Annotated in this window: 15 protein-coding genes, 1 tRNA gene and 2 pseudogenes; 5 read left to right on the forward strand and 13 right to left on the reverse strand. The window is 71.6% G+C overall.

The genetic code is table 11. The annotated features are described in order from the left end of the window. The first annotated feature begins 401 nt into the window (after positions 1-401). Positions 402-1,058, forward strand: coding sequence for an NUDIX hydrolase (locus ABT106_RS01090; RefSeq protein ID WP_351270434.1), 657 nt, complete (start codon positions 402-404; stop codon positions 1,056-1,058). Continuing rightward, positions 1,055-1,474 (forward strand): annotated as a pseudogene (locus tag ABT106_RS01095) (NUDIX hydrolase). The gene ABT106_RS01090 and the pseudogene ABT106_RS01095 overlap by 4 nt, the downstream one beginning before the upstream one ends. Positions 1,475-1,840: 366 nt before the next feature. On the opposite strand, the gene ABT106_RS01100 reads toward ABT106_RS01095, so the two are convergent. After that, positions 1,841-2,281 (reverse strand): hypothetical protein, encoded by a 441-nt coding sequence (locus tag ABT106_RS01100; protein WP_351270437.1) that lies wholly within the window; start codon positions 2,279-2,281, stop codon positions 1,841-1,843. 321 nt (positions 2,282-2,602) lie between these two features. Here ABT106_RS01100 and ABT106_RS01105 point away from each other — a divergent pair. Further along, positions 2,603-3,309: pseudogene (locus tag ABT106_RS01105) on the forward strand (site-specific integrase); the annotation flags it as partial. Between the two features lie 104 nt (positions 3,310-3,413). Here ABT106_RS01105 and ABT106_RS01110 read toward each other — a convergent pair. Together ABT106_RS01110 and ABT106_RS01115 are read right to left on the reverse strand one after the other, a co-directional pair. Beyond that, positions 3,414-4,787, reverse strand: a complete 1,374-nt coding sequence (locus ABT106_RS01110; protein WP_351270440.1) for a hypothetical protein — start codon at positions 4,785-4,787, stop codon at positions 3,414-3,416. A gap of 430 nt (positions 4,788-5,217) precedes the next feature. Continuing rightward, positions 5,218-5,291: transfer RNA gene (locus tag ABT106_RS01115), tRNA-Thr, on the reverse strand. A gap of 189 nt (positions 5,292-5,480) precedes the next feature. Between ABT106_RS01115 and ABT106_RS01120 the strand changes: the two genes are divergently transcribed. Continuing rightward, entirely contained in the window at positions 5,481-7,013 is a 1,533-nt protein-coding gene (locus ABT106_RS01120; RefSeq protein ID WP_351270442.1) for an MFS transporter, read from the forward strand. A 43-nt stretch (positions 7,014-7,056) separates the two neighbouring features. Here the strand turns inward: ABT106_RS01120 and ABT106_RS01125 are convergent, their stop codons facing one another. The 10 genes from ABT106_RS01125 to bldG form a co-directional block, all read right to left on the reverse strand. After that, positions 7,057-8,679, reverse strand: coding sequence for an alpha/beta hydrolase (locus ABT106_RS01125; RefSeq protein WP_351270445.1), 1,623 nt, complete (start codon positions 8,677-8,679; stop codon positions 7,057-7,059). A 185-nt stretch (positions 8,680-8,864) separates the two neighbouring features. After that, positions 8,865-10,076, reverse strand: a complete 1,212-nt coding sequence (locus tag ABT106_RS01130) for a DNA polymerase III subunit delta' (RefSeq protein WP_351270448.1) — start codon at positions 10,074-10,076, stop codon at positions 8,865-8,867. Positions 10,077-10,148: 72 nt separating this feature from the next. Next, positions 10,149-13,448 carry a dTMP kinase gene (gene tmk, locus ABT106_RS01135; protein ID WP_351270451.1) on the reverse strand — a complete coding sequence of 1,100 codons (3,300 nt, stop codon included), beginning with the start codon at positions 13,446-13,448 and terminating at the stop codon, positions 10,149-10,151. A 219-nt stretch (positions 13,449-13,667) separates the two neighbouring features. Further along, positions 13,668-16,478, reverse strand: coding sequence for a type I DNA topoisomerase (gene topA, locus ABT106_RS01140; protein WP_351270453.1), 2,811 nt, complete (start codon positions 16,476-16,478; stop codon positions 13,668-13,670). A 266-nt stretch (positions 16,479-16,744) separates the two neighbouring features. After that, a complete protein-coding gene (locus ABT106_RS01145) occupies positions 16,745-16,942 on the reverse strand; it encodes a hypothetical protein (RefSeq protein ID WP_351270455.1) in 198 nt (65 codons plus the stop codon). Positions 16,943-17,100: 158 nt separating this feature from the next. Continuing rightward, positions 17,101-18,615 (reverse strand): DUF7059 domain-containing protein, encoded by a 1,515-nt coding sequence (locus ABT106_RS01150; RefSeq protein ID WP_351270457.1) that lies wholly within the window; start codon positions 18,613-18,615, stop codon positions 17,101-17,103. 268 nt (positions 18,616-18,883) lie between these two features. Further along, positions 18,884-19,453, reverse strand: a complete 570-nt coding sequence (locus ABT106_RS01155; RefSeq protein ID WP_267721217.1) for a small secreted protein — start codon at positions 19,451-19,453, stop codon at positions 18,884-18,886. Positions 19,454-19,615: 162 nt separating this feature from the next. Beyond that, the gene (locus ABT106_RS01160) at positions 19,616-22,030 is read right to left on the reverse strand and encodes a sodium-translocating pyrophosphatase (protein WP_351270459.1); all 2,415 of its coding nucleotides are present in this window, start codon (positions 22,028-22,030) and stop codon (positions 19,616-19,618) included. A 257-nt stretch (positions 22,031-22,287) separates the two neighbouring features. Beyond that, complete coding sequence (locus ABT106_RS01165; protein ID WP_351270462.1) at positions 22,288-22,728, reverse strand: ATP-binding protein; 441 nt, start codon at positions 22,726-22,728, stop codon at positions 22,288-22,290. A gap of 101 nt (positions 22,729-22,829) precedes the next feature. After that, a complete protein-coding gene (gene bldG / locus ABT106_RS01170) occupies positions 22,830-23,171 on the reverse strand; it encodes an anti-sigma factor antagonist BldG (RefSeq protein WP_267751850.1) in 342 nt (113 codons plus the stop codon). Positions 23,172-23,252: 81 nt separating this feature from the next. Here bldG and ABT106_RS01175 point away from each other — a divergent pair, with 81 nt between their 5' ends. Next, positions 23,253-25,751: a DEAD/DEAH box helicase gene (locus tag ABT106_RS01175; RefSeq protein WP_351270465.1), complete on the forward strand. Its 2,499-nt coding sequence runs from the start codon at positions 23,253-23,255 to the stop codon at positions 25,749-25,751. Positions 25,752-25,757: the final 6 nt, after the last annotated feature.

The following is a 25,757-nucleotide window of genomic DNA, read 5'->3' on the forward strand; positions in this document are numbered from 1 at the left end:
GCCCCCTTTCGCCGTGCTGGCAAACGGAGATGACGGACAATCAGCCCCCACACGCCGAGATTACCGGCGGTGGCGGAGTGGCCAGGACGAGTGAGAGCGGCACCCAGCTGAAAAACGCGCAAACGGTGTTGCAGCGTGCCGGCTGAGGGTCCGTATCGAGCCAACCTCCTCGTCCCTGTTACCCGCAGTGGGTACGCATCTATAATCTCCTCGTGTTCGTCCGGCGCGAGTGCGCCTCTCAAATGGCCTTGGTGCTAAGAGGATCACCGCAGGATCCCTGACTGGTGACCCCGATTCTTCCGCGGCCTGACCGGCGAGACCATGAAGCGCCAGTGCAGTGGGAGTGCATCTTCGGCGCGCAGCTTCCTGCACCGACAGCAGCGACGACGAAGGGGCGGCCCGTGGACGTGATCGAGCGCTGGAGCGGGCGGTACGCTTGCCTGCTGCAGGCCGCACTACGCCTTACCAACGAGCAGTTCGCCGCCCAGCTCGGCATCGCCGTCAGGACCGTCGCTACCTGGCACTCCGACGCAGCCGCCGTGCCGCGCAAGGAGATGCAGCAGCTCCTCGACTCCGCCCACGAGGAAGCTGCACTGACGGCACGGCAGCGGTTCGCCCTCCTGGTCTCGGGCGAACGGGCCCCGACGGCCTCCTCGCCAGCAGGGGCCCAGACTCTCCATTTTGCCATCGCTGCGGTGATCCGGGACCACCAGGTCTTGCTGGTTTGCCGACGGGACGACGGCGCCTCCGGCATCACCTGGCAGTTCCCGGCTGGTGTGATCAAGCCTGAAGGTAAGGCTGAGACCACCACGGTGCGGGAAACCCTGGACGAGACCGGTGTCCACTGCGCAGTCCGCCAGAACCTGGGAAGCCGCCTCCACCCGGTGACCGGACTGTGCGACTACTTCCTGTGCGAGTACCTGGCCGGCGAGGCCGCCAACACCGATGCCGTCGAGAACGTGGACGACATGTGGGTTCCGAAAAACTCGCTGACCCGGTTCATCCCCGTCGATACGATCTTCCCACCCATCCTGGCAGTCCTGGAGGAGCAGACGTGACGCAGCAGAACGCTGAGGAGCGACCTGGCATCGCCGCGGCCATCGTGGTGCACGAGGGTCGCGTGCTCATGGTCCGGCGCCGGGTCAGCGAGGGCCAGCTCTCCTGACAGTTCCCAGCCGACGAGGTCGAGCCGGGCGAAGCCCGCGAGGACGCCGCTGTCCGTGAGACCCAGGAGGAGACGAGCCTGGACGTGGAGGCCGTAAAGCTGCTCGGCGAGCGGGTCCATCCAGCCACGGGCCGACTGATATCCTACACGGCCTGCGAGGTGATCGGTGGCCGCGCGTACGTCGCGGACACCGACGAGCTGGCTGGGCTCGCATGGGTTACCCCCGCCGAGATCCCTCAGTACGTCCCTTACGGCCTCTTCGACCCGGTCCAGGAGCACCTGGACACGGCTCTCCAGCGCCAACGATGACCACCGGGCGCGGGACGTGGGTTGCTGCCCGCTTGGCGAGGAGATTGAGAAGTTCGGGTACCTGCCAACAATCGAGGCAGTCGGGAAATGGAAGCGGGCTCCTCCTCGCCATCGAACCCTGACCCTAGCCATGCCCTTACCGCGGCTGGCCGAGGGCAGCGAGGATCCCGACCTCCTTGTCCGGGTCTACTCTGCGCTCAGAGCATCGTGGTTGTTCTACCTGCCTGCCATCCGCCCGCATCCACGCCCAGGTGTCGGCGATGATGTCGGCGAACGGGCGACAGCAGGTCAGCAAGGGGGGAAGCCTTCCTGCGCCGTTCCCGGCCGGCAAGGTTGGGCCCGACGAAGCCCGCGAAGGCGCTGCCGTCAGGGCTTAGGAAACTGGTGGCCGAACAGGAGGTCCAGGTAGTCGAGGGCCTGCCGTATGTTCCAAGCCTGCTCGGCGGTGACGGCCTTCCTCGCACGAGTCGCTGCGGTGTGGAGGTTGGACAACGCAGTTGTCTTTATTGTCGTGCTGGAGCACGCAAAGAACCGACTTGCCTTCCCCGTGGGGTTGTTCATGTCCGCCAGCGCGATCTGGTCGAGCCACTCCAGATAGCCGCCGAGGTGCAGGGCGGCACTGAAGGACGCCTGAGCCGCCATGTACTGGGCGGCGCGCATCTCCAGGCAGAAGGAGGAGATCGGCACCTGGTTGTAGTACTTCCACGCCTTAGCGAGCCGGGCCAACTTCTTCGCGCCCCCGAGGATGCCAGCCTGCTGGTTGACCCCATTGACGTAGTCCAGGTGCGCCGTCGGGGCCGAGCTCATCCACCCGCTTGCCGGTCCGGGGATGTCGTAGACCGGCGTCTCGCCTTGAGGTGAGGTACGGAACCCGGGGAGGATCTCCCACTGCTCTGCTCCGCCAAGCGAACCTGACGACGACGGTAGGCCGGCGGATCTCGACGATGGTCATCGGGAAGCTGGCCTTCAGGGCTTCCTTCACCCATCGCAGAGCGGTGTCAGAAGTGGGCTTGCTACCGGTCATGCTGACTAGCGGGTCGACGTCGCAGTGGTTCCGGATGCCGGTGCCGTGGCCGAACGAGCCGGTCTCGTGGAAGCGGTGCACGCGGAAACTGGCAGAGTCCTTGAGACTTCGTCGCCGGCGACCGGCTGTACGCGATGTGGCACCTGATCGCCTTCCGCGGCCTGCGGCAAGGCGAGGCGTGTGGGCCGCCCTGGTCGGAGACCAACCTCGACCGCCACTCCCTCACCGTGACCGGTCAGCTCATCCAGGACGGCTGGGAGGCCGAGGCGTCCGAGCCGAAGACGGACAGCGGGTTCCGCGTGGTCGCGCTCGATGACGACACTGTCGGCGTCCTGGAGCGGCACAGCAAGCATCAGGAAGCCGATCGCACGGAGTGGGGGTTGGCTTGGGTGAACACCGGGCTCGTCTTCACCCAGGAGGACGGATCCTGGCTGCACCCGGGCAAGGGGACCGATCTCTTCGAGCGGCTCGTCGCCGCATCCAGACTCCCGCCGATCCGGCTGCATGGCCTACGCCACGGCGCTGCCACGCTCATGCTGGCGGCCGACATCGGCATCAAGATCGTGTCGGACACGCTCGGACACAGCGACACCCGGATCACGCGCGCATCTACCAGAGCGTGCTCCCCCACGTCGGCAAGAGCGCCGCCGGGGCCACCGCCAGACTGGTCCCCCTCCGGCGCAAGGCTGAGGAGGAAGAGGCCGCGCGCAAGGCAGAGAAGGCCCAGAAGAAGTCCAAGCGCGCCCAGAAGGCCCAGGGTGGAGGAAAACCGAAGGGCCCTAGCCCCAAGCGGAAGAAGCCCAAGAAATAGGGGGCGGACGCCCCTTCGTACCTCCCAGGATCCCGACTACCCCGTCGGCCTGCATAGCCCATGCAGAGCATCGGCCATGTTCTTCGGCTCACATACGGAATCGTTTAGCGGCGTCGGCGACGGGCGCTGTTGCGAGCAGACTGAGGCTGTTCCTTGCCAGCGAGTAAGCCGGCCGTGAGCAGCCGACCTTCACGAACACTCTGCATGATCTGCTGCCGTACCAGCTCCGTACCCGCTCCGGCAGTACCGATCATCCCCGTCTCCACCAACCGGGTGAAGATGGTGTTGTCCAAGTAGCTGGGAACGTTGGAGTAGCCAAAGCGCAGCGCTCCGCCCCGACCGTCCCTCACTCTTGGGTCGTCGCGCAGACGCTGGAAGTGCTGACGGGAGAAGTACATTCCCGGCACCATGACGTTTGCCTGCGGGATCAGCCCTTCGGGCGGGCACAACTTGATCCAGCTCGGATCGGGACTCAACCTGTGGTCATCAGTAGGTCGCTGGAGACGGGCAGCGTAGGCATCAACTTCTTGCATGCGCTTGAGTTCGTCGGCCAATTTACGGTCACTGTCCGGGTAGTAGTAGCCGCCCACCCTGTCCAGCTTCTTGTATTGAACGAGGATGAGGCTTCCGCGGCTCTCGTGGTAGTAGAGGAGGTCAGCGCCAGAGTTTCCTTCGGCAGCGGTACGATTCACATTGGCGATCAACAGTGACTGGTCATCCTGCCGGAAGTGCCGCCAGGCGATATGCCCGGTTAGCTCACCAATCCAGCCCAGGAATATCTCGGCATCCCGGCCGATGTGGTGATCTTCGATCGCAATGTCGTGCCCCGGAGCTGCTTGGCCCCCGCCCGCTGAAGCCGTATCCGGCCGACTCAAGAGGTCGAGATACGCCGGCGGCGGCCTGTCGTCGTACAGCTCCTCGGCTGGCGGATCCCACCGGGCGAGCTGAGGGATGCTCATCCCTGCCATACGCCCGATTCCCAAGACCGCATCGCGCTGGGTTGCCAGGGCCTGCCCCGCTTTCGAGCGCACTGTGTAGCCGTCGAACGCAGCACTGAGCTGTCCGATCACACCGTCCGCGTCAGGCCGCAGCCCGACCAATGCGGCGAGCAGAGCCTTGCCCGTCGCCTCTGTCTGCTGACCCTCCTCGACTAGGTGCACGCGATGCCGTGAGGCCAACAGCGCAAGGAGTTCACTCAACGCCACCGGCTTTGGAAGCGGGGTGACATGGGAGATCTCCAGCTTCTGCTGCAAGTCGGCAACCTGGCGCAGTCGCTTCGTGTAACCGAGTCTGGTGACCTGCAAGATGCCGTATCTGTCCAGAGTCGCCATCAGGGTGACGTGGCTACCCTTGGTCCAGAACTCCCTGGGCCGTGTGGTCGTCCATGTCCACTCACGACGCCCAGAGGCTGGGAACAAGCCCTCTTGCCACTTGAGATGTGCCGTCTCGGCCTCTGTGCACCTGATGATCGCGACCATGTTGATCATTCTGTCCGCCGGACTCACCTGATGTCGGCGTTCGGGCAAGGACAGTCCCCCCAAGGGGCCAGGCTCCTGAAGGCTGACCCAAGGCGGCACCAGTTTCGTGCACGCCGCGTCGTTGGAAACGATGATCAGACGGGTACCTCACGCATGGCTTGTTGGGCGATGCGTCGGTTGAGTCGGCCGGTCCCGGCTGCGGCGATCCGGCCGGTCTCCACAGGCTGCTCGGCTGAGGCACCGACCCGACGGCCAACTCGCAGCTTGTCCGCCAGTCGTGGCCAGCCAGCTGCAAGAGGTCCAAGAAGTAAGGGCCCCGTGAGCCCTCCGCTCACGCACGGGGTTCCGGACCTCGGCCGCCGCATGCGCGCTCGGGCGGGAGGCATGAAAAAGCCCCAGGTCACGGCGAGTGAGTCCTGGGGCTAATCCGAGCCGCCTTCGGGATTCGAACCCGAGACCTACGCATTACGAGTGCGTTGCTCTGGCCAGCTGAGCTAAGGCGGCACCGCTGGTCAGACAAGTATTCCCTCGAAGAGGTGCTCTCATCAGCAGCGGCGCCAAGTCTACAGGGTGTCGACGGGTGCCCAGAACCGGGTTGTGCGGGAGGAGGACGTAGGTCACATACTGGGGCAGATACGGCGGATTCGGCGCGTCGTTCCGCCGTGACCGACCCCCGGAGGGATGAGAGGCCGCGTGTCCCGAGCCGTGCAGCCCGCTGGCCCCGGCGCGGGAGACCGTTCCGCGTACGGGGCCGGGCGGTGGGCGATGCTCGCCGTGCTCTGCGCCAGCCTGCTGCTGGTGGCCATGGACGCCACCATCCTGAACGTCGCGCTCCCCTCCCTCATCGACGACCTCCGGCCCAGTGCGATCCAGCAGCTGTGGATCATCGACATCTACGGCCTGGTGCTCGGCGGGCTGCTCGTCACCACCGGCGCGCTCGGCGACCGGCTCGGGCGCAAGAAGCTCTTCCTGACCGGTTTCGTCCTCTTCGGCGTGGCCTCCGTACTCGCCGCCACCGCCGGGAGTTCGGCCCAGCTCATCGCCGGCCGCGTGCTCCTCGGCATCGGCGGAGCGATGGTCATGCCGTCCACGCTCTCGCTGATCCGGAACATCTTCGCCGACCCCCGCGAACGCAATCTCGCCATCGGCGTCTGGGCCGCCGTGGCCGGCGCCGGGGCCGCCATCGGGCCGGTCGTCGGCGGGCTGCTCGTCGAACGGTACGGCTGGGCCGCCGCCTTCTGGGTCAACGTCCCCGTCGTGGTCGTGACCGTCGCCGCCGGGCTGTGGCTGCTGCCCGAGTTCAAGGACGCCGGCCAGCACGCCCTCGACCGCCTCAGCGCCGTCCTCTCCGTCGCCGGCATCATCTTCCTCGCCTGGGGGATCAAGCACGTGGCCACCGGCCGTCCCGGGGCCGCGGACCTGGCGGTCCTGCTGGCGGGCATCGTGCTGCTCACCTGGTTCGCCCGCCGCCAGCTGCGGCTGGAGGACCCCCTGCTCGACGTACGGCTCTTCCGGAACCGCCCCTTCACCGCCGCGGCCCTGGTCACCCTGATGGCGATGCTGGCCGCGGGCGCCGCGCTGTTCCTGGTGTCGCTGTGGCTCCAGTACGTCCACGGCTACTCCCCCTTCGAAGCCGGCCTGCGCACCCTCCCGACCGCCCTCGCCATGCTGGTCAGCTCCCTGCTCGCGCCGACACTGATGCACCGGATCGGCGTACGGGCCTGCATGGCGCTCGGCCTGGCCGGGCTGGTCGCCGGGTTCACCCTGCTGGCCCTGGCCCCGCAGCCGACCTCGTACGCGTACGTCGCCGTCTTCCTCGCGACCCTCGGCTTCAGCGACGGCCTCGCCATCACCACCGCCGCCTCCGTGCTGGTCTCCGCGGTCCCCGCGGAGCGGGCGGGGCAGGCCGGCGCGGTGTCCGAGACCTCGTACGAGCTCGGGGTCGGCCTCGGCGTCGCGCTCCTCGGGTCCCTCCACGGAGCCGCCTACGCCCGGCACATGGCGGGCACCCCCGCCGTGGCCGCCGAGTCCATCGGCGGCGCCGGAGAGTACGCCGAGACCCTGCCCGCCGCCGAGCGCGCCGGGCTCCTGGAACGGGCCCGGGACGCCTTCGACAGCGCCCTGACCACCACCTCGTACGTCTCCATCGGCATCGCGGCCGCGGTACTGGTGCTCGTGGTGTGGATGGTGCCCGGCTCCTTCAAGACCACCGGGTCCGGCCACTAGCCCCGCGGCACCCGCCGCACCCGCCGCACCCGCGGCACCCGTCTCACCGGGTCGCGTCGGACGGCTCGCACCTCTTGCCGTCCTCGGGGGCCTTGCCCTCCAGCAGGTACCGGTTGATCGAGGTGTCGATGCAGTCGCTGCCGCGCCCGTACGCCGTGTGCCCGTCGCCCTCGTACGTCAGCAGGGTGCCCGACTCGAGCTGCCCGGCCAGGGCCTGGGCCCACTTGTACGGGGTCGCGGGGTCCCGCGTCGTACCCACCACCACGATCGGCGGGGCCCCCTTCGCCGTCAGCTTCTTCGCCGTGCCCGTCGCCTTCACCGGCCAGTACGCGCAGTTCAGCGAGGCCCATGCCAGCCCCTCGCCGAAGACCGGAGACGCCTTCTCGAACGACGGGAGCGCCGCGTCCACCGCTTCCGGGCCGCTGAACGCCGGCGGCTGGTCGGTGCAGTTGACGGCGGCGTTGGCGAACATCAGGTTCGCGTAGGTGCCGTCCGCTCCGCGCTCGTAGTAGCTGTCGGCGAGGGCCAGCAGGGGCGCCCCGTCACCGCTCATGGCCGAGCCGAGCGCCTCGCGCAGCTGCGGCCAGGCGCTCTCGTCGTACAGCGCGGCGATCACCCCGGTCGTCGCGAGGGACTCCCCGAGCGGGCGGCGCGCGTCGCCGGTCGGCACCGGCCGGGCGTCGAGCTTCGCGAAGAACTCCTTCAGGCGCGCCGCCACCGCCTTCGGGTCTCCCGTGCCCAGCGGACAGTCGGACTGCTGCGCGCAGTCCTCGGCGAAGGCGTTGAAGGCGGTCTCGAAGCCCGCCGTCTGGTCACGGTTCAGGTCGAGCGCCGGGCGCGAGGGATCCATCGCCCCGTCCAGGACGAGACGGCCGACGCGGCCCGGGAAGAGGTCCGCGTACGTCGCCCCCAGGAACGTCCCGTACGAGGCTCCGACGTACGTCAGCTTCTCGTCGCCGAGCACCGCGCGCAGCAGGTCCATGTCCCGGGCGGCGTCCACGGTCGACACGTGCGGCAGGATGCGCTGCGAGCGCTTCTCGCAGGCCGCCGCGAACTCCTTGAACGCGGCCACCAGCCGGGCCCGCTCGGCCGCGTCGTCCGGCGTCTGGTCCACCTGCGTGAACGTGTCCATGGCCGGGCCGCTCAGGCACTCGACGGGAGTGCTGCGGTCCACCCCCCGCGGGTCGAAGGACACCATGTCGTACTGGGCGCGGACCGGCGCCGGGTAGCCGATGCCCGCGTACGCCTGGAGGTACCCGATGCCGGAGCCGCCGGGGCCCCCCGGGTTGACCACCAGCGAGCCGAGCCGCTTGCCAGGCCCGGTGGCCTTGCGGCGGGCCACCGCGATGTCGACGTCCTGCCCGGAGCGGGGGGACGCGTAGTCCAGCGGGGCCTTCATCGTGGAGCACTGGAACCCGGGGACACCGCAGTCGCGCCAGGTCAGCTTCTGCTCGTAGTACGGGCGCAGCGCCACCGGGTCGGGGGACGGCCGCGCCGACGGAGCGGTGGAACCGGCCGACGCGGCGGCGGACCCGGCCGGCGAGGACGACCCGGGAGTCGCGGAGGCCCGGGGCTGCCCCGACCCGCCGGAGGTGCACCCGGAGAGCAGCAGCCCGGCGGCTGCGATCAGGGTCCCGGTCGTACGCAGCAGGTGGCTGGTGTCCATTCCCGGAGCCTACGTCCTGCCGGCCGGGCTCCAGGGGCGCTCCTGCCCCGGACGGTCGCGCGCCTTCCGTGGCCCGCGCCGGACCGGCCACGGGACGGGCCCGTCCCCGTCCCGGCGGCGGACCGCCCGTACGGGTGAACCCGTCAACCGGGCACCCGGAACCGCGACGACGGCCCGGCGGGCGGTCAGCCCGCGCGCAGCGACATCGTCATCGCCTCGACCGCCAGCAGCGGGGCCACGTTCCGGTCGAGGGCGTCCCGGCAGGCGATGATCGACTCGATCCGGCGCAGCGTCCGCTCCGGGCCCGAGGCGCGGGCGATCCGGTCGAGGTCGGGGCGTATCTCCTCGTTGGCGATGGCCACGGACGACCCGAGCTGCAGGGCCAGCACGTCCCGGTAGAAGCCGGTCAGTTCGGTCAGCGCCAGGTCTAGGCTGTCGCGCTGGGTGCGCGTGCGCCGGCGCTTCTGCCGGTCCTCCAGTTCCTTCATCACGCCCGCGGTGCCCCGCGGCATCCGGCTTCCGGCGCCCGCTCCGGCGCCGAGCGCGGCGCGCAGGTCCTCGGTCTCCTTGCCGTCGACCTCCTCCGCGACCTGCTTGGCGTCCTCGGCGGCGGCGTCGACCAGTTCCTGAGCGGCCTTGAGGCAGCCGCCCACGTCCTCGACGCGCAGCGGGAGCTTCAGTACGGCGGCCCGGCGGGACCGCGCGGCCGCGTCGGTGGCGAGCCGGCGGGCCCGGCCGATGTGCCCCTGCGTCACACGGGCGGCGGCCGCGGCGGCGGCGGGCTCGATGCCGTCGCGCCGGACCAGGACCTCGGCGACCGCCTCGACGGAGGGGGTCCGCAGGGTCAGGTGCCGGCAGCGGGAGCGGATCGTGGGCAGCACGTCCTCCAGCGAGGGGGCGCACAGCAGCCACACCGTGCGCGGCGCGGGCTCCTCCACGGCCTTGAGCAGCACGTTGCCCGCGCCTTCCGTGAGCCGGTCGGCGTCCTCCATGACGATGACCTGCCAGCGGCCGACGGCCGGGGAGAGCTGCGCCTTGCGGACCAGGTCGCGGGTCTCCTTCACCCCGATGGACAGCAGGTCGGTACGGATGATCTGCACGTCGGAGTGGGTGCCGACCACGGTGGTGTGGCAGCCGTCGCAGAACCCGCAGCCCGGTTCGCCGCCGAGTGCGCGGTCGGGGCTGGTGCACTGCAGGGCGGCCGCGAAGGCGCGGGCGGCGGTGGACCGCCCGGAACCGGGCGGGCCGGTGAACAGCCAGGCGTGCGTCATCTTGTTCGCGGCGGGCGGCTCGGTCCCGTCCGTGATCGCCGTGACCAGGGCGTCGGCGTCACGGGCGGCGGCGGCCAGCTGCGTCTGGACACGCTCCTGTCCCACCAGGTCGTCCCATACGGGCATCCCGCCCACCACCTTTCGCTCTCCGTGCGCCCATTGTGGCGCGCGCCACCGACAATCCCGTCCCGCTGCCGGTCAGCGGCGGCGGCGCGGCCCCCTGCCGCCGTCCTCGTCCTCACCGGGCTCGCGGTGGCGTCCCAGCAGTTCGTCCGCCAGCGTCGGCAGGTCGTCCAGCGGGGTCTCCTCGGCCCAGTCCGAGCGCCGCCGGCGCGGGCTCCCGTCCTCCTCGACGACCGGCAGCTCGCGCGTCCGGTCGTTGTCCGAGTCCCGGAAGATGTCCGACGGCACGCGGTCGGCCGGGTTCTCCGGCGGGCGCTGGGCCGTCGGGCGCGACGCGGACCGAGCCGGTCCCTGCGCCGCCCGCGGACCGTCCGCCCGGGAGCCGCGGTCCGGCTGCGCCCGGCCCTCCGGACCGCCGTCCGGGCGTACGGGGGGCAGCACGGCCGTCTCGTCGGTCGCCCGTACGGGAGGCAGCACCGCCGTCTCCGCCGCGTCGGCGGGGGGCGCGGCGGCCGGGTCCACCTTCGGCACCGGGACCGTCTGGGTGACGTCGTCCGGCCGGACGACCCGCTTGATCAGGGGTGTCTCCACGGTCACGGCGTCGTCCGAATGCCGGGCCGCCGTCTCCTGGCCGGAAGAAACCGAAGGAGCCGGGGCAGCCGACGGCGCGGAGGGCGGCGTCGGAGCCGGGGCAGCCGACGGAGCCGGAGCGGCCGACGGAGCCGGAGCGGCCGAAGCCGCGGCCCGCGCCGCCGCCGCCTCCGACGCCGCCACCGCGGCAGCCGCACTCGCCGCCGCCTCGGCCGCCGCGGCGGCCGCCAGGCGGCGCGCCTCCTCCGCCTTCAGCAGGGACTCCTCCGCCCGGCGCTGCTTCTCCAGCCGCCGTTCCTCGGCCTCGGCCCGCAGCCGGGCCTCCTCCTCGTGCTGCCGGCGCATCCGCTCCGCCTCGGCGGCGCGGGCCTTCTCCTCAGCCTCCGCGCGCAGCCGCTCGGCCTCGGCCCGGGCCCGGGCCTCCTCCTCGGCGCGCTGCCGCTCCTCGGCCGCCTTGCGGGCGGCCTCCGCCTCGGCCCTGACCCGGGCCTCCTCGGCCTCACGGGCCAGGCGGGCTTCCTCCTCGGCCTTCAGCCGTGCCTCCTGCGCCTTGCGAGCGGCCTCTTCCTCCGCCCTGCGCCGTGTCTCCTCCTCGGCGAGGCGCCTGGCCTCCGCCTGGGCGGCGACCTCGGCCTCGGAGAGCGGCAGCATCCGGTCCAGCCGGTGGCGTACGACGGTGGTCACCGATTCCGGGTCCTGGCCCGCGTCGACCACCAGGTAGCGCCCGGGGTCGGACGCGGCCAGCGTCAGGAAACCGGACCGCACCCGCCGGTGGAACTCCGCCGGCTCCGACTCCAGCCGGTCCGGGGCCTCCGTGAAGCGCTCGCGCGCCGCCTCCGGCGACACGTCGAGGAGCACGGTCAGGTTCGGTACGAGCCCGTCGGTCGCCCAGCGCGAGATCCGGGCGATCTCGGTCGGCGACAGGTCGCGGCCGGCGCCCTGGTAGGCGACCGAGGAGTCGATGTAGCGGTCCGAGATGACGACGGCCCCGCGCTCCAGCGCCGGGCGCACCACGGTGTCCACGTGTTCCGCCCGGTCGGCCGCGTACAGCAGGGCCTCGGCACGGTTCGACAGGCCGGCCGACGACACGTCCAGCAGGATCGAGCGCAGCCGCTTGCCGACCGGGGTGGCACCCGGCTCGCGGGTCACGACGACCTCGTGGCCCTTGCCCCGTATCCAGTCGGCCAGCGCCTCCACCTGGGTGGACTTGCCGGCGCCGTCGCCGCCTTCCATGGCGATGAAGAACCCGGCGTCGGAAGCCGCCTCGACCGGCTCACCGCCGCGCAGTGCCTCGCGCAGGTCGCGCCGCAGCGGTACGCCGGCCCGGTCGTCGGCCTTGGCCAGCACGACTGCGGCGACCGGCAGCAGCAGGGCCCCGACCAGCATCAGCGTGAAAGCGGCGCCGCCGTGGGCCGCGGCCTGGTCGCCGGTCAGCTGGTGGGATCCGATGAGGGCGGCCAGCACGGGGGCCGCCACCGCCCCGACGGCCACGGCCACGCGGACGACCGCCTGGAGGTGCTCGGTGACCCGGGCCCGGCGGAACTCCTCGGTCTCCTGGTCGAGCAGGGTGTGCCCGGCGTTGGCCGCGACGCCCGCGGCGGTGCCGGCCAGCAGCGACAGGAACAGGACGGTCGCCGTGTCCGGAACCAGCCCGGACAGCAGCAGCGCGACCCCCGCCACCGCTATGGCCAGCGCGAGCAGACGGCGGCGGGAGAGGGCGGGGAGCACCTTGCCGGCCTGGTTGGCGCGGATCCCGGTGGCGGTGCCGCCGAGCAGTGCGAGGACGAGGAGCGCGAAGGCGGCGGGGCCGCCGCCGAGGTCGCCGGCGTGCAGGACGGCCACGGCGACGGCGCAGGACACCGCGCCGGCGACCGCGGCGCAGGCCAGCACCAGGATTGGGACCGCGCCCGTACGGCCCTTGTCGGGCCGGTCGCCCGTCTTGGGGGCCCGCAGGCCCTCCAGCGGCGAACGGGGGCGCGGGGTCTTGCCGTCGGGCAGCACCAGCGGGAGCAGCAGGGAGACCGACGCCGCGAAGAGGCCGGAGGCCACGTAGGAGCCGAGGGCGGCCTGGTTCCCGGCGAACCAGTCGATGCCGAGGCCGAGGGCCTTGCCGACCAGGGTCGCGGCGAGCAGCACGGCGGCGGCGACGGGAAGTGCCGCGAAGGCCGTGCGCAGGGTGAGCCGGCGCAGGGCGTCCAGGTGGTCCGGGAGCGGCCGTACGGTCGCCCCCTCGGGCGGCGGCGCGGGCAGCAGCGCGGGCGCGGCGCTCTCCTTGGCCAGCGTCCACAGCCGCTCCGCGGCGCCGGACACGAAGACGGTGGCCAGCAGGGCGGTGAGCGCGTGGGCCGGGATCCAGTCGAGCCACAGCGGGGCGACGACGAAGAGGCCGAGGCGCACCCCGTCGGCGCCGATCATCGTCCAGCGGCGGTCGAGCCTGCCCCCGGAAGCCACGAGACCGGCCAACGGACCGAGGAGGACCGCGCCGAAGAGGAGGGTCGCGAGGATCCGGACGCCGAAGACGGCGGCGACGGCGAGCGCCGCTCCGCGGTAGCCGCCGCCGAAGACCTCTTCGGCGACGGCCGCCTGCAGGGCCAGCAGCACCAGCACCAGGAGGGCGAGGGCGTCGCCGATGCCGCTCACCAGTTGCGCGCTCCACAGTCGGCGCAGCCTGGGGGTGCGCAGGAGTGCGCGCACCGCCCGCTCGCGGGAGTCCGCTGCTAGGGCTTCGTCGTAGGTCGGCTTCGCCGGGGCGGTCACGACCGTTGGCTGCTCGGCTCGCGTCATCCGCCCAGCCTATCCGCTGCGCCTGCGGGCTGCGGAAGGGCTGTGGACAACCCCCTCGGCGACCCCGCAGCGACCCCGCAGCGCCCCCTCGACGCCCCCGTACGAAGGCCCGGAAGCCCCCGAGGCACTCCCGCCCCCGCGCGGAAACGGCGAGGGGCCCCGCACGCTTGCGCGCGGGGCCCCTCGTACGTACGCCGGCCGGGCGGCCGGGCGGAGCGGCTACTCGTCCGCCGTCGCCGTCTTCTTCGCCACCGTCTTCTTCGCCGTGGCCTTCTTCGCGGCGGTGGTCTTGGTCGCCGCCACCGCCTTCTTCGCCGTCGCCTTCTTGGCCGGAGCCTTCTTCGCGGCCGGCGCCTTCTTCGCGGGGGCCTTCTTCGCGACCTTCTTGGCCGGGCCCTTCGCCCGCTTCTCCGCGAGCAGCTCGTAGCCCCGCTCCGGCGTGATCGTCTCGACGTCGTCGTCCCGCCGCAGCGTCGCGTTCGTCTCGCCGTCCGTCACATACGGCCCGAAGCGGCCGTCCTTGACCACCACCGGCTTCTCGCTCACCGGGTCGGTGCCCAGTTCCTTCAGCGGCGGCTTGGCCGCCGCGCGGCCCCGCTGCTTCGGCTGCGCGTAGATGGCCAGGGCCTCGTCCAGCGTGATCGAGAACAGCTGGTCCTCGGTCTCCAGCGACCGCGAGTCCGTGCCCTTCTTCAGGTACGGGCCGTAGCGGCCGTTCTGGGCCGTGATCTCCACGCCCTCCGCGTCCACTCCGACGACCCGCGGCAGCGACATCAGCTTGAGCGCGTCGTCGAGCGTGACCGTGTCCAGGGACATCGACTGGAAGAGCGAGGCCGTCCGCGGCTTGACCGCGTTCTTGCCCGTCTTCGGCGTGCCCTCGGGCAGGATCTCCGTCACGTACGGGCCGTAGCGGCCGTCCTTGGCGACGATCTCGTTCCCGCTGACCGGGTCCTTGCCGAGCTCGAACTCGCCGCTCGGCTTCGCGAACAGCTCCTCCGCGTACGCGACCGTCAGCTCGTCCGGCGCCATGTCCTCCGGTACGTCGGCCCGCTGGTGGCCCTCCGCGTCCTTCTCGCCGCGCTCCACGTACGGCCCGTAGCGGCCGACCCGCAGCACGACCCCGTCGCCGACGGGGAAGGAGGAGATCTCCCGGGCGTCGATCGCGCCCAGGTCCGTGACCAGTTCCTTCAGGCCGCCGAGGTGGTCGCCCTGGGCCGGTACGACCTCGGAGGCGTCCTCCGCGCCGAAGTAGAACCGCTTCAGCCACGGCACGGACTGGGCCTCGCCGCGCGCGATGCGGTCGAGGTCGTCCTCCATCTTCGCGGTGAAGTCGTAGTCGACCAGGCGCCCGAAGTGCGTCTCCAGGAGGTTCACCACGGCGAACGACAGGAAGGACGGCACGAGCGCCGTGCCCTTCTTGAAGACGTAGCCGCGGTCGAGGATGGTCCCGATGATCGACGCGTAGGTCGACGGGCGGCCGATCTCGCGCTCTTCGAGCTCCTTGACCAGCGAAGCCTCGGTGTAGCGGGCCGGCGGCTTGGTCGAGTGGCCGTCCGCCGTGATCTCCTCGGCGGCGAGCGCGTCGCCCTCGGCCACCTGCGGCAGCCGCTTCTCGCGGTCGTCGAGCTCGGCGTTCGGGTCGTCCGCGCCCTCGACGTACGCCTTCATGAAGCCGTGGAAGGTGATCGTCTTGCCGGAGGCCGAGAATTCGGCGTCGCGCCCGTCCGCGGCGCGGCCGCCGATCTTCACGGTGACCGAGTTGCCGACCGCGTCCTTCATCTGGGAGGCGACGGTCCGCTTCCAGATCAGCTCGTACAGGCGGAACTGGTCGCCGGTCAGGCCCGTCTCGGCCGGAGTGCGGAAACGATCGCCCGAAGGACGGATCGCCTCGTGCGCCTCCTGCGCGTTCTTGACCTTGCCCGCGTAGACGCGCGGCTTCTCCGGCAGGTAGTCGGCCCCGTAGAGCTGCGTGACCTGGGCGCGGGCCGCCGTGACGGCCGTCTCGGAGAGCGTCGTGGAGTCCGTACGCATATAGGTGATGAAGCCGTTCTCGTACAGCTTCTGGGCCACCTGCATGGTCGCCTTCGCACCGAAGCCCAGCTTGCGCGAGGCTTCCTGCTGGAGCGTCGTCGTACGGAACGGGGCGTACGGGGAGCGGCGGTACGGCTTGGACTCGACCGACCGGACGGCGAACGAGGCGCCCTCCAGCGCGGCGGCCAGCGCCCGGGCGCCCGCCTCGTCGAGGTGCAGCACCTCGCTCTTGAGCGTCCCGGTCGAGCCGAAGTCACGGCCCTGGGCGACGCGCTTGCCGTCCACCGTGTTCAGGCGGGCGACCAGCGTCGAGGGGTCGGACGCGTCGCCGGCCCGGCCGGTGGAGAAGGTACCGGTCAGGTCCCAGTACTCGGCGGTGCGGAAGGCGATGCGCTCGCGTTCCTTCTCGACGACCATGCGTGTGGCCACCGACTGGACGCGGCCCGCCGACAGCTTCGGCATGACCTTCTTCCACAGGACCGGCGAGACCTCGTAGCCGTAGAGGCGGTCGAGGATGCGGCGGGTCTCCTGGGCGTCGACCATGCGCTGGTTGAGCTCGCGCGGGTTGGCGACGGCGTCGCGGATCGCGTCCTTGGTGATCTCGTGGAAGACCATCCGGTGGACGGGGACCTTGGGCTTGAGGACTTCCTGCAGGTGCCACGCGATGGCTTCGCCCTCGCGGTCCTCATCGGTGGCGAGGAAGAGTTCGTCGGACTCGGCCAGGAGCTCCTTGAGCTTCCTGACCTGGGCCTTCTTGTCGGCGTTGACGACGTAGATCGGCGCGAAGTCGTGCTCGACGTCCACGCCGAGCCGGCGGACCTCGCCGGTGTACTTGTCGGGAACCTCGGCCGCGCCACTGGGGAGGTCGCGGATGTGCCCGACGCTCGCCTCGACGACGTACCCGGGGCCGAGATAGCCCTTGATCGTCTTCGCCTTGGCAGGGGACTCGACGATGACGAGTCGGCGGCCGCCCTTTGCGGTCTCGCTAGTCGGGGACAACTTGGCTCTTCTCTCCGGTCGGCACTCGGTCGCAGTACGGCGACGCTGCGGAGTGTGACGGTACAACCCGCCCCCGTGTCAAACGGCACAAGCCCGCAACGGCCACTCGAACGGTAACCCGACAAGTGCCGTTTCTGCCGCCCGGATGCCGCGCCGGACCGTCCCCGGTCACCGGGCCGGGTGGCCCGGGGGCCGTCTGGCCCCGCCCCCGCCCCCCTCCCGGCATCGCCGTTCTCCCGGCGGATACGCCGCTCCGGGCGCTCCCGTCAGAGCCGGGCGAGGCACCACAGCCCGAGCGCCAGGAACACGCCGCCGGTGAGCAGGGTCACCGGTACGGCGACGACGGGGCGCACGCCCTCGGCCACCGGCGCACGGTGCAGTGCGCGCGCCCCCGTCCAGATCAGCAGAGCGGCCCCGAACAGCAGGAACACGACCGCCGCGAAGACCGCCGGACCGTTTTCCATGCCGTTCCCCCTACCCCCGGGCCGCTCCCGGGATCCCCCCGGACCCCGCTGCGCAGGAGCCTGGCAGGCGCGGGGATACGGCGGGCGAACCCCGGGTTACATCCCGGGTCGGCTACGGTCCGGCACGCGATCCGGGACGCGGTCGGCAACCGCTCCGGCTAGGCCGAGGGGTCCCTCACCGGCTCCAGGAAGCCCTGCTCGACCAGCATCCTGATGGCCTCCGGCGTGCGGTCCCGCAGGACGATCGGATCCTCCTGGACCAGCTGCGCGATGGCGTCCAGGATCCGCCCCGCGCTGAGTGAGCCGTCACACACTCCCGCGAACCCGGCCCCGACCGTGTCGACCTTGGTCGCGCGCCGCATGCCGAGGTTCTGCCGGAGCACCACGTGTTCGGGATCCTCCGCGCCGGGCGCTCCGACCTGCTCCTGGACCACCTCCGCGGCCAGCAGGAAGTAGCCCTCCAGCAGCGCCGCGTCGTCGTGGTCCCGCAGGTAGTCCTGGCGGGCGAAATGAGCCAGGACGGCCTCCCCGAGGGGCTGCTCGACCGAGTGGGGCCACTCCTCGACCACGATCGAGGGCTCGGCCGCGTCCGACCGGCGCAGGGTGATCCAGCCGAAGCCGACGGCCCTGGTCTTGCGTGCCTCGAACTCGTCCAGCCATGCCTCGTACCGCCGCGCGTACGCCTCGGGGTCGTCCCGGTGATCGCCCGCGTCGCGCAGCCACAGCTCCGCGTACTGCGTCACGTCCTGTACGTCACGCTGCACGATCCACGCGTCGCAGCCGCGGGGCACCCACGAGCGCAGCCGGTCGTGCCAGTCCTCGCCCTCCACGTGCTGCCAGTTGCCGAGGAACTGCGCGTAGCCGCCCGGATTGAGCCGCGCCCCGGCCTCCTGGACCAGGGTCCGGCACAGGTCGTCGCCGCCCATGCCGCCGTCCCGGTACGTGAGGCGCGCGCCCGGCGAGATCACGAAGGGCGGGTTCGACACGATCAGGTCGTACGTGGCGTCGCCGACCGGCTCGAAGAGCGACCCGGCGAGCAGCTCGGCGGCCGGGGCCCCGGACAGCGCGAGTGTCAGACGGGTGAACTCCAGGGCCCTGGGGTTGACGTCGGTCGCCGTGACCCGGGTCGCGTGCTGGGCGGCGTGCAGGGCCTGGATGCCCGAACCGGTGCCGACGTCCAGCGCGGAGCCCACCGGGATCCGGACGGTGATCCCGGCCAGCGTCGTGGACGCGCCCCCGACGCCGAGGACCACGCCCTCCTCCCTGCTGCCGATCCCGCCGGCCCCGCCGACGGCGCAGCCGAGGTCGGAGACGATGAACCAGTCCTCGCCGTCCGGGCCGCCGTACGGGCGTACGTCGACGGCCGCGCGCACCTCGTCGCCCTCCCGCCGCAGCCAGCCGTCGGCCAGGGCCGCCCCGACGGGCAGCGCGGCCGCGGCGTGCGCGTACGGCACGGGCTGCTGGAGCAGGAAGAGCCGGACCAGGCTCGCGAGCGGACCGTCGCCGCCGCGCCGGGTGGCGCGCAGGGCGGGAACCGTCTCGCTGCGCGCCAGCGCGGCGTAGGCGGGGGCGCCGAGCAGGTCCAGCAGGCCGTCGGCGGTGAAGCCGGCGGCGAGCAGGGCGGTGCGCAGCTCGGCGGCGTGCTCGGACGAGGGGAGGCTGGTGGTACTCACCCGCCCATTGTGTCCGCTGGCGGCGCCGATCCGTGCGCCGCGCGGACGTCGGCGCGGTCCGCGCGGCGCCGCGGGCCCGTGGTGGCCGGGCCAGGAGCAGCGTCCGGGCGGCCGCGGGCCCGCGGTGGCCGGGTGCGGAGCACCGTCCGGGCGGGCGACAGGGCGGCCCCGGCCCCCCCGGGGGGCCCGGCCGCCCTGTCGGCGCGGCGCGCGGGAGGCGCCGTACGGCGTCCCGCCGCGGCGCGGCGGAAGGCGTCGGCCCGTCCGGCTACTTGGGCGAGGCCGACGGCGCCGTGACCTGGCAGCCCTTCTGGCTGTTCATGGCCTTGTCCAGACCGCCCGCGTTGAGCTGGGTGACGGCGTCCCTGCCCCCCTTGGTCGCGTTCTCCAGGCCGCCCGCGAGCGTCTTGAGACCCTCGGCGAACTTCGTCTGGTCATTGACGTCCAGCGCGTCCATCTGGGTCTTCAGATCGGAGTAGCCCTTCGAGGTCTCCTCGAAGCCCTTGACCGCCGCGGTCTGGGTCGACTGGCCGTCCTTGACCGGCGGGATTCCCGCCTCCTGCAGGGCGGTTCCCATCGTCTTGTACGACTCGGACATGGTCGCGAAGGCAGCCGAGTCGGTCTTCTGCACTTCGTCTGGCTTGCTGCTCTCCGTCGCCACGCGCTTGATCTCGGCGTTGGCCGTCTCGATCTTCTTGAGTTGGGGCTGCCACTGGTCGCAGACCTTCTTGGCCCAGGCGTCGGCCTTCTTGTCGCCGTCGTCGTCCCCGCCGCAGCCGGACAGGACGAGCATCAGCACCGCACCGCCCGACAAGGCGGCCGCAAGCTTCTTGTTCACCGGATTGGTCCCTTCGAAGGCTCTCGGCCCGGAAGATACACGCCCGCCATCAGGGGATGCACAAAGGCGGACGGGCGACGCGTCGGTACGCGCCGCCCGTCCGCCGTTCGGGCGTACGGCCTGCCCCGCCCGGCCCCGCCCGTTCCACTGCCCCGGTTCGGATCAGGAGACCGATGCCGTTCCGGGCGACTGGGCCACCCGCGCGGCGGCACCGTCCCCGGTCTCGTCCCCGGTCTCGTCCCCGACGGCGATGCCGCGGCGCTTGGAGACGTACACCGCGCCGATGATGACGCCGATCGCGAGGATCGCGACGACCGCCCGCACGGCCGGGCTGGCGTCGTCGCCGTAGCTGAACTGCACGACGGCGGGCGCGATCAGCAGCGCCACCAGGTTCATGACCTTGAGCAGCGGGTTGATCGCGGGACCGGCGGTGTCCTTGAACGGGTCGCCGACCGTGTCGCCGATGACGACCGCGGCGTGCGCCTCGCTGCCCTTGCCGCCGTGGTGGCCGTCTTCGACCAGCTTCTTCGCGTTGTCCCAGGCCCCGCCGGAGTTGGCGAGGAAGACCGCCATGAGCGTGCCCGTGCCGATGGCGCCGGCGAGGAAGGAGCCGAGGGCCCCGACACCGAGGGAGAAGCCCACGGCGATCGGAGTGAGCACGGCGAGCAGGCCGGGCGTGGCGAGCTCGCGCAGCGCGTCCTTGGTGCAGATGTCGACGACGCGCCCGTACTCGGGCTTCTCGGTGTAGTCCATGATCCCGGGGTGCTCGCGGAACTGCCGGCGCACCTCGTAGACCACGGCGCCCGCCGAGCGGGCGACCGCGTTGATGGCCAGGCCCGAGAACAGGAACACGACCGCGGCGCCCAGGATCAGCCCGACCAGGTTGTTGGGCTGGCCGATGTCCATGCTGAGGTTCATCTCCCCGGCCTTGGCGCCCACCTCCTTGACCGCGGTCGCGATCGCGTCGTTGTACGAGCCGAAGAGCGCGGCCGCGGCGAGCACGGCCGTGGCGATGGCGATCCCCTTGGTGATGGCCTTGGTGGTGTTGCCGACGGCGTCCAGGTCGGTGAGGACCTGCGCGCCGGCACCCTGGACGTCGCCGGACATCTCGGCGATGCCCTGGGCGTTGTCGGAGACCGGCCCGAAGGTGTCCATGGCGACGATGACGCCGACGGTGGTGAGCAGGCCCGTGCCGGCCAGGGCCACCGCGAACAGCGCGAGCATGATCGACGTGCCGCCGAGCAGGAACGCGCCGTAGACGCCGAGGCCGATGAGCAGCGCCGTGTAGACGGCGGACTCCAGGCCGACGGAGATTCCGGCGAGGACGACGGTGGCCGCGCCGGTGAGGGAGGACTTGCCGATGTCCCGGACCGGCCGCCGGCTGGTCTCGGTGAAATAGCCCGTGAGCTGCTGGATCAGGGCCGCGAGCACGATGCCGATGGCGACGGCGACGACGGCCAGCACGCGCGGGTCGCCCGCGTGGGCGGCGATCGCGGCGTCCTCGACGCCGACCAGCTCCTTGTAGGTGGCGGGCAGGTAGGCGTAGACGGCGATCGCTACCAGCACGAGCGAGATCACCGCGGAGATGAAGAAGCCCCGGTTGATCGCGGTCATGCCGTTGCGGTCGGAGCGGCGCGGGGACACGGCGAAGATCCCGATCATCGCGGTGACGACGCCGATGGCGGGGACGATCAGCGGGAAGGCGAGGCCCAGGTCGCCGAAGGCGACCTTGCCGAGGATGAGCGCGGCCACGAGGGTGACGGCGTACGACTCGAAGAGGTCCGCGGCCATTCCCGCGCAGTCTCCGACGTTGTCGCCCACGTTGTCGGCGATGGTCGCGGCATTGCGCGGGTCGTCCTCCGGAATGCCCTTCTCGACCTTGCCGACCAGGTCGGCGCCGACGTCGGCGGCCTTGGTGAAGATTCCGCCGCCCACGCGCATGAACATCGCGATCAGGGCGGCTCCGAGGCCGAAGCCCTCCAGCACCTTGGGGGCGTCGGCGGCATAGACCAGGACGACGGACGAGGCACCGAGGAGGCCGAGGCCGACGGTGAACATGCCGACGACGCCGCCCGTCCGGAAGGCGATCTTCATCGCCTTGTGGGAGACCTCGGTGAGGTCCTTGGCGGGCTCCCCCTCGGCCGGGGTGGCCTCGCGCGCGGCCGCGGCGACGCGCACGTTGGCGCGGACCGCGAGGCGCATGCCGATGTAGCCGGTGCCCGCCGAGAAGAGGGCGCCGACGAGGAAGAACGCGGACCGGCCCGCCCGCTGCGACCAGTCGTCGGCGGGGAGCAGGAAGAGCAGGAAGAAGACCACGACGGCGAAGACGGCGAGGGTGCGCAGCTGCCGTCCGAGGTAGGCGTTGGCGCCTTCCTGTACGGCGGCGGCGATCTCCTTCATGCGGTCGGTTCCCTCGTCGGCGGCGAGGACCTGGCGGACCAGGATCTGCGCGACGACGAGCGCGGCCACGGCCACGGCCGCGATGACGATCACGATGAGCCGGTTGTCATCGGTGAGTACTGCGGCTGCCAGATCCGTGGCGCGATCCGGCGCGAGAGGGGTGAAGAGCCCCGTCATTCGTCCTCCTTGACGTGATGAGCTCAAGATGTGGACGGATTGTAGGGAGCGCGCCCTGATCAAAACAGTGCGCAGGAAACACAATTGGCCTGCACTTGCCCCTCAGCAATGGATCACGTCACTCCATTACCCTCGAAAGTGGTAATGGGGCAAAAGCATTGACGACTGATCAGCGATCAAGGGAAAGGAAAAAGGCCCTGCTCAGCAGGGCCTTGATTAAAGATCAGACGATACGACGGAATGCCGTTTCCGTGGATCTAGGGCAGCTCGGACGTCCCCGAAACGGGCCAGCTCATCCGAATGGTCCCGCCCGATTCCCCACTGGTCACCTCGACGTCGTCGACGAGCCCGCTGATGACGGCGAGGCCCATCTCGTCCTCGCCCTCGATGTCCGGGTCCAGGACGACGTCGATGCCCGCCACGCCGTCGACGGACCCGCCGGGCGGCCCGGGAACCTCGTCGCCGACCTCGATGGAGAACACCTTCTCCTCCTCGGTCAGGATGACCCGTACGGGCGCGGTCAGTCCGTTCCCGCGGTGCAGTCCGACGGCACGCGAACAGGCCTCGCCCACGGCGAGGCGGACCTCGTCGAGGACGGCTTCCTCCACACCGGCCCTGCGCGCCACGGCGGCCGCGACCAGGCGGGCCGTCCGGACGTGTTCGGGCTGGGCGCTGAAGCGCAGTTCAACGGTGGCCATGCGCGTCCCCCTCGGACTACGGGCGTGCCTTGACAGGGGCCCGGGCCGACCATGGCCCGGTACCCCCGTTCTCCCAGGCGGCCACACGCCGCCGGGAGCGGTCAGTCGGTGGCGCTGACGGCGTCTTCCACCGAGGTGTGGATGGGAAACACCTTGGTCAGACCGGTAATACGGAAGATCTTCAGGATGCGCTCCTGGTTGCACACGAGGCGCAGCGAACCCTCGTGCGCACGGACGCGCTTGAGACCTCCCACGAGCACACCGAGTCCGGTGGAGTCGAGGAAGTCCACTCGCTCCATGTCGACAACCAGGTGGTAGCTGCCGTCGTTCACCAACTCCACCAACTGCTCGCGCAGCTTGGGCGCGGTATACACATCAATCTCGCCACCGACCTCTACGACCGTTCGGTCGCCGACAGTGCGAGTCGACAGGGACAGGTCCACGGATCCTCCAGCACCTTGCTATCGAGCGGCGCCCCCCAGGGGCCTCCCCACCCGAAGGTGGGCGAGGGATTGGCTGCCGCGATGGCATTCAATCACTTACCGGCAGGCGCGCACGACGCCTTGGGACCATTGTCCCGCACGTCGGTGACACACTCGGTTCCAATGGCCCATACTCACCGCCCCGGACGGCCCACGGCACCCGCGGACCCTCGACCCACTCCCGACACGGTCCTGGACCGCCTGTCGAGGGGGCCTTCCCGAGCTGCGCGCATCACCCATACGGAGCACTTGCCCCCTCGGGAGGGTCGTCATGCGGTCTGGCCCGATCGCATCCGAACGGATGTCGTAGCCGCCATCCAGGCCGCCGGAATCGAACACCCGTGGGAGCATCAGGCCGCGGCCGCCGAGCACGCCCTGGACGGCGAGTCCGTCGTCGTCGCCACGGGCACCGCCTCGGGCAAGTCGCTGGCCTACCTCGCTCCCGTCCTCTCCGCCCTCGCGGACGGCGCCGAGGCCCCCAACGGCAGGGGGGCCACCGCCCTGTACCTGGCCCCCACCAAGGCCCTGGCGGCCGACCAGCGGCGCGCCGTGCGCGAACTGGCCGCCCCGCTGGGCAACGCCGTACGCCCCGCCGTCTACGACGGGGACACCCCCGTCGAGGAGCGCGAGTGGGTGCGGCAGTACGCCAACTACGTCCTCACCAACCCCGACATGCTGCACCGGGGGATCCTTCCCGCCCACCCCCGGTGGTCCTCCTTCCTGCGTGCTCTGCGCTACGTCGTGATCGACGAGTGCCACACCTACCGCGGGGTGTTCGGCTCCCACGTGGCCCAGGTCCTGCGCCGGCTGCGGCGGCTGTGCGCCCGCTACGGCTCCGATCCCGTCTTCCTGCTGGCCTCCGCCACCTCCAGCGATCCGGCCACGGCCGCCTCCCGGCTGACCGGAACCCGAGTGATCGAGATCACCGATGACGCCTCCCCGCGCGGCGAGCTCGTCTTCGCCCTGTGGGAGCCCCCGCTGACCGATCTGCGGGGCGAGAAGGGCGCGCCGGTGCGCCGCACGGCCACGGCCGAGACCGCCGACCTGCTGACCGACCTGGTCGTCCAGGGCGTCCGTACGGTCGCCTTCGTCCGCTCCCGGCGCGCCGCGGAGCTGATCGCCGTGATCACCCAGGAGCGCCTCGCGGGGGTGGACCGGTCGCTGGTCCGGCGGGTGGCCGCCTACCGCGGCGGCTACCTGCCCGAGGAGCGCCGTGCCCTGGAGCGGGCCCTGCACTCCGGCGAGCTGCTGGGACTGGCCGCCACGACCGCCCTGGAGCTCGGTGTGGACGTCTCCGGCCTGGACGCCGTCCTGATCACCGGGTACCCCGGTACGCGGGCCTCCCTGTGGCAGCAGGCCGGCCGGGCGGGCCGCTCGGGCCAGGGCGCCCTGGCCGTCCTGATCGCCCGGGACGACCCGCTGGACACCTACCTGGTCCACCACCCGGAGGCGCTGTTCCGGCAGCCGGTGGAAGCCACCGTCCTGGACCCCGACAACCCGTACGTCCTGGCCCCCCACCTGTGCGCGGCGGCGGCCGAGCTACCGCTGACCGATGCCGACCTGGAACTCTTCGGGCCGGCCACCCACGACCTCCTCCCCCAGCTCGAAGCGGCGAAGCTGCTGCGGCGCCGGGCGACGGCCTGGCACTGGACCCGCCGGGAGCGGGCCTGCGACCTGACCGACATCCGGGGCGGCGGCGGCCGCCCGGTGCAGATCGTCGAGGGCTCGACCGGCCGGCTGCTGGGCACGGTCGACGAGGAAGCCGCCCACACGGCCGTCCACGAGGGCGCCGTCCACCTCCACCAGGGCCGCACCTACCTGGTCAGGCACCTGGACCTGGAGGATTCGGCCGCCCTCGTCGAGGAGGCGAACCCGCCCTTCTCGACCACCGCCCGCGACACCACCTCCATCTCCGTCCTGGAGACCGAGACCGAGATCCCGTGGGGCTCGGCCCGGCTCTGCTTCGGCTCCGTCGAGGTCACCAACCAGGTCGTCTCCTACCTGCGCCGCAAGCTGATCACCGGCGAGGTCCTGGGCGAGGCCAAGCTCGACCTGCCGCCCCGCACCCTGCGCACCCGGGCCGTGTGGTGGACGGTCACCGAGGACCAGCTCGACGAGGCCCGGATCACCCCGGAGATCCTCGGCGGCGCCCTGCACGCCGCCGAGCACGCCTCCATCGGCCTGCTCCCGCTGTTCGCCACCTGCGACCGCTGGGACATCGGCGGCGTCTCCGTGCCGCTGCACCCCGACACCCTCCTCCCCACGGTCTTCGTCTACGACGGCCACCCCGGCGGCGCCGGATTCGCCGAGCGGGCCTTCCACACGGCCCGCGCCTGGCTGACCGCGACCCGCGACGCCATCGCCGCCTGCGAGTGCGAGGCCGGCTGCCCTTCCTGCATCCAGTCCCCCAAGTGCGGCAACGGCAACGACCCCCTCCACAAGCGCGGCGCCGTCCGGCTCCTCACCCGCCTCCTCGCCGGGTCCCCGGCCCCCCCGACGGCCCCCCGGCCCGAAGCCGCCCCCGAACCCTCACGCCCGTAGCCCCGG

The sequence above is a fragment of the Streptomyces sp. NPDC002044 genome (assembly GCF_040296725.1).
GTDB lineage: Bacteria > Actinomycetota > Actinomycetes > Streptomycetales > Streptomycetaceae > Streptomyces > Streptomyces antarcticus.

What these genes read in the sequence shown, in the direction of transcription:
- ABT106_RS01100 (WP_351270437.1), bottom strand. Translation starts at nt 2,281, where the DNA reads ATGAGCTCGGCCCCGACGGCGCACCTGGACTACGTCAATGGGGTCAAC.
- ABT106_RS01125 (WP_351270445.1), bottom strand. Translation starts at nt 8,679, where the DNA reads ATGGACACCAGCCACCTGCTGCGTACGACCGGGACCCTGATCGCAGCC.
- ABT106_RS01110 (WP_351270440.1), bottom strand. Translation starts at nt 4,787, where the DNA reads ATGGTCGCGATCATCAGGTGCACAGAGGCCGAGACGGCACATCTCAAG.
- ABT106_RS01130 (WP_351270448.1), bottom strand. Translation starts at nt 10,076, where the DNA reads ATGCCCGTATGGGACGACCTGGTGGGACAGGAGCGTGTCCAGACGCAG.
- tmk (WP_351270451.1), bottom strand. Translation starts at nt 13,448, where the DNA reads ATGACGCGAGCCGAGCAGCCAACGGTCGTGACCGCCCCGGCGAAGCCG.
- ABT106_RS01160 (WP_351270459.1), bottom strand. Translation starts at nt 22,030, where the DNA reads ATGACGGGGCTCTTCACCCCTCTCGCGCCGGATCGCGCCACGGATCTG.
- ABT106_RS01175 (WP_351270465.1), top strand. Translation starts at nt 23,253, where the DNA reads ATGGCATTCAATCACTTACCGGCAGGCGCGCACGACGCCTTGGGACCA.
- ABT106_RS01165 (WP_351270462.1), bottom strand. Translation starts at nt 22,728, where the DNA reads ATGGCCACCGTTGAACTGCGCTTCAGCGCCCAGCCCGAACACGTCCGG.
- ABT106_RS01145 (WP_351270455.1), bottom strand. Translation starts at nt 16,942, where the DNA reads ATGGAAAACGGTCCGGCGGTCTTCGCGGCGGTCGTGTTCCTGCTGTTC.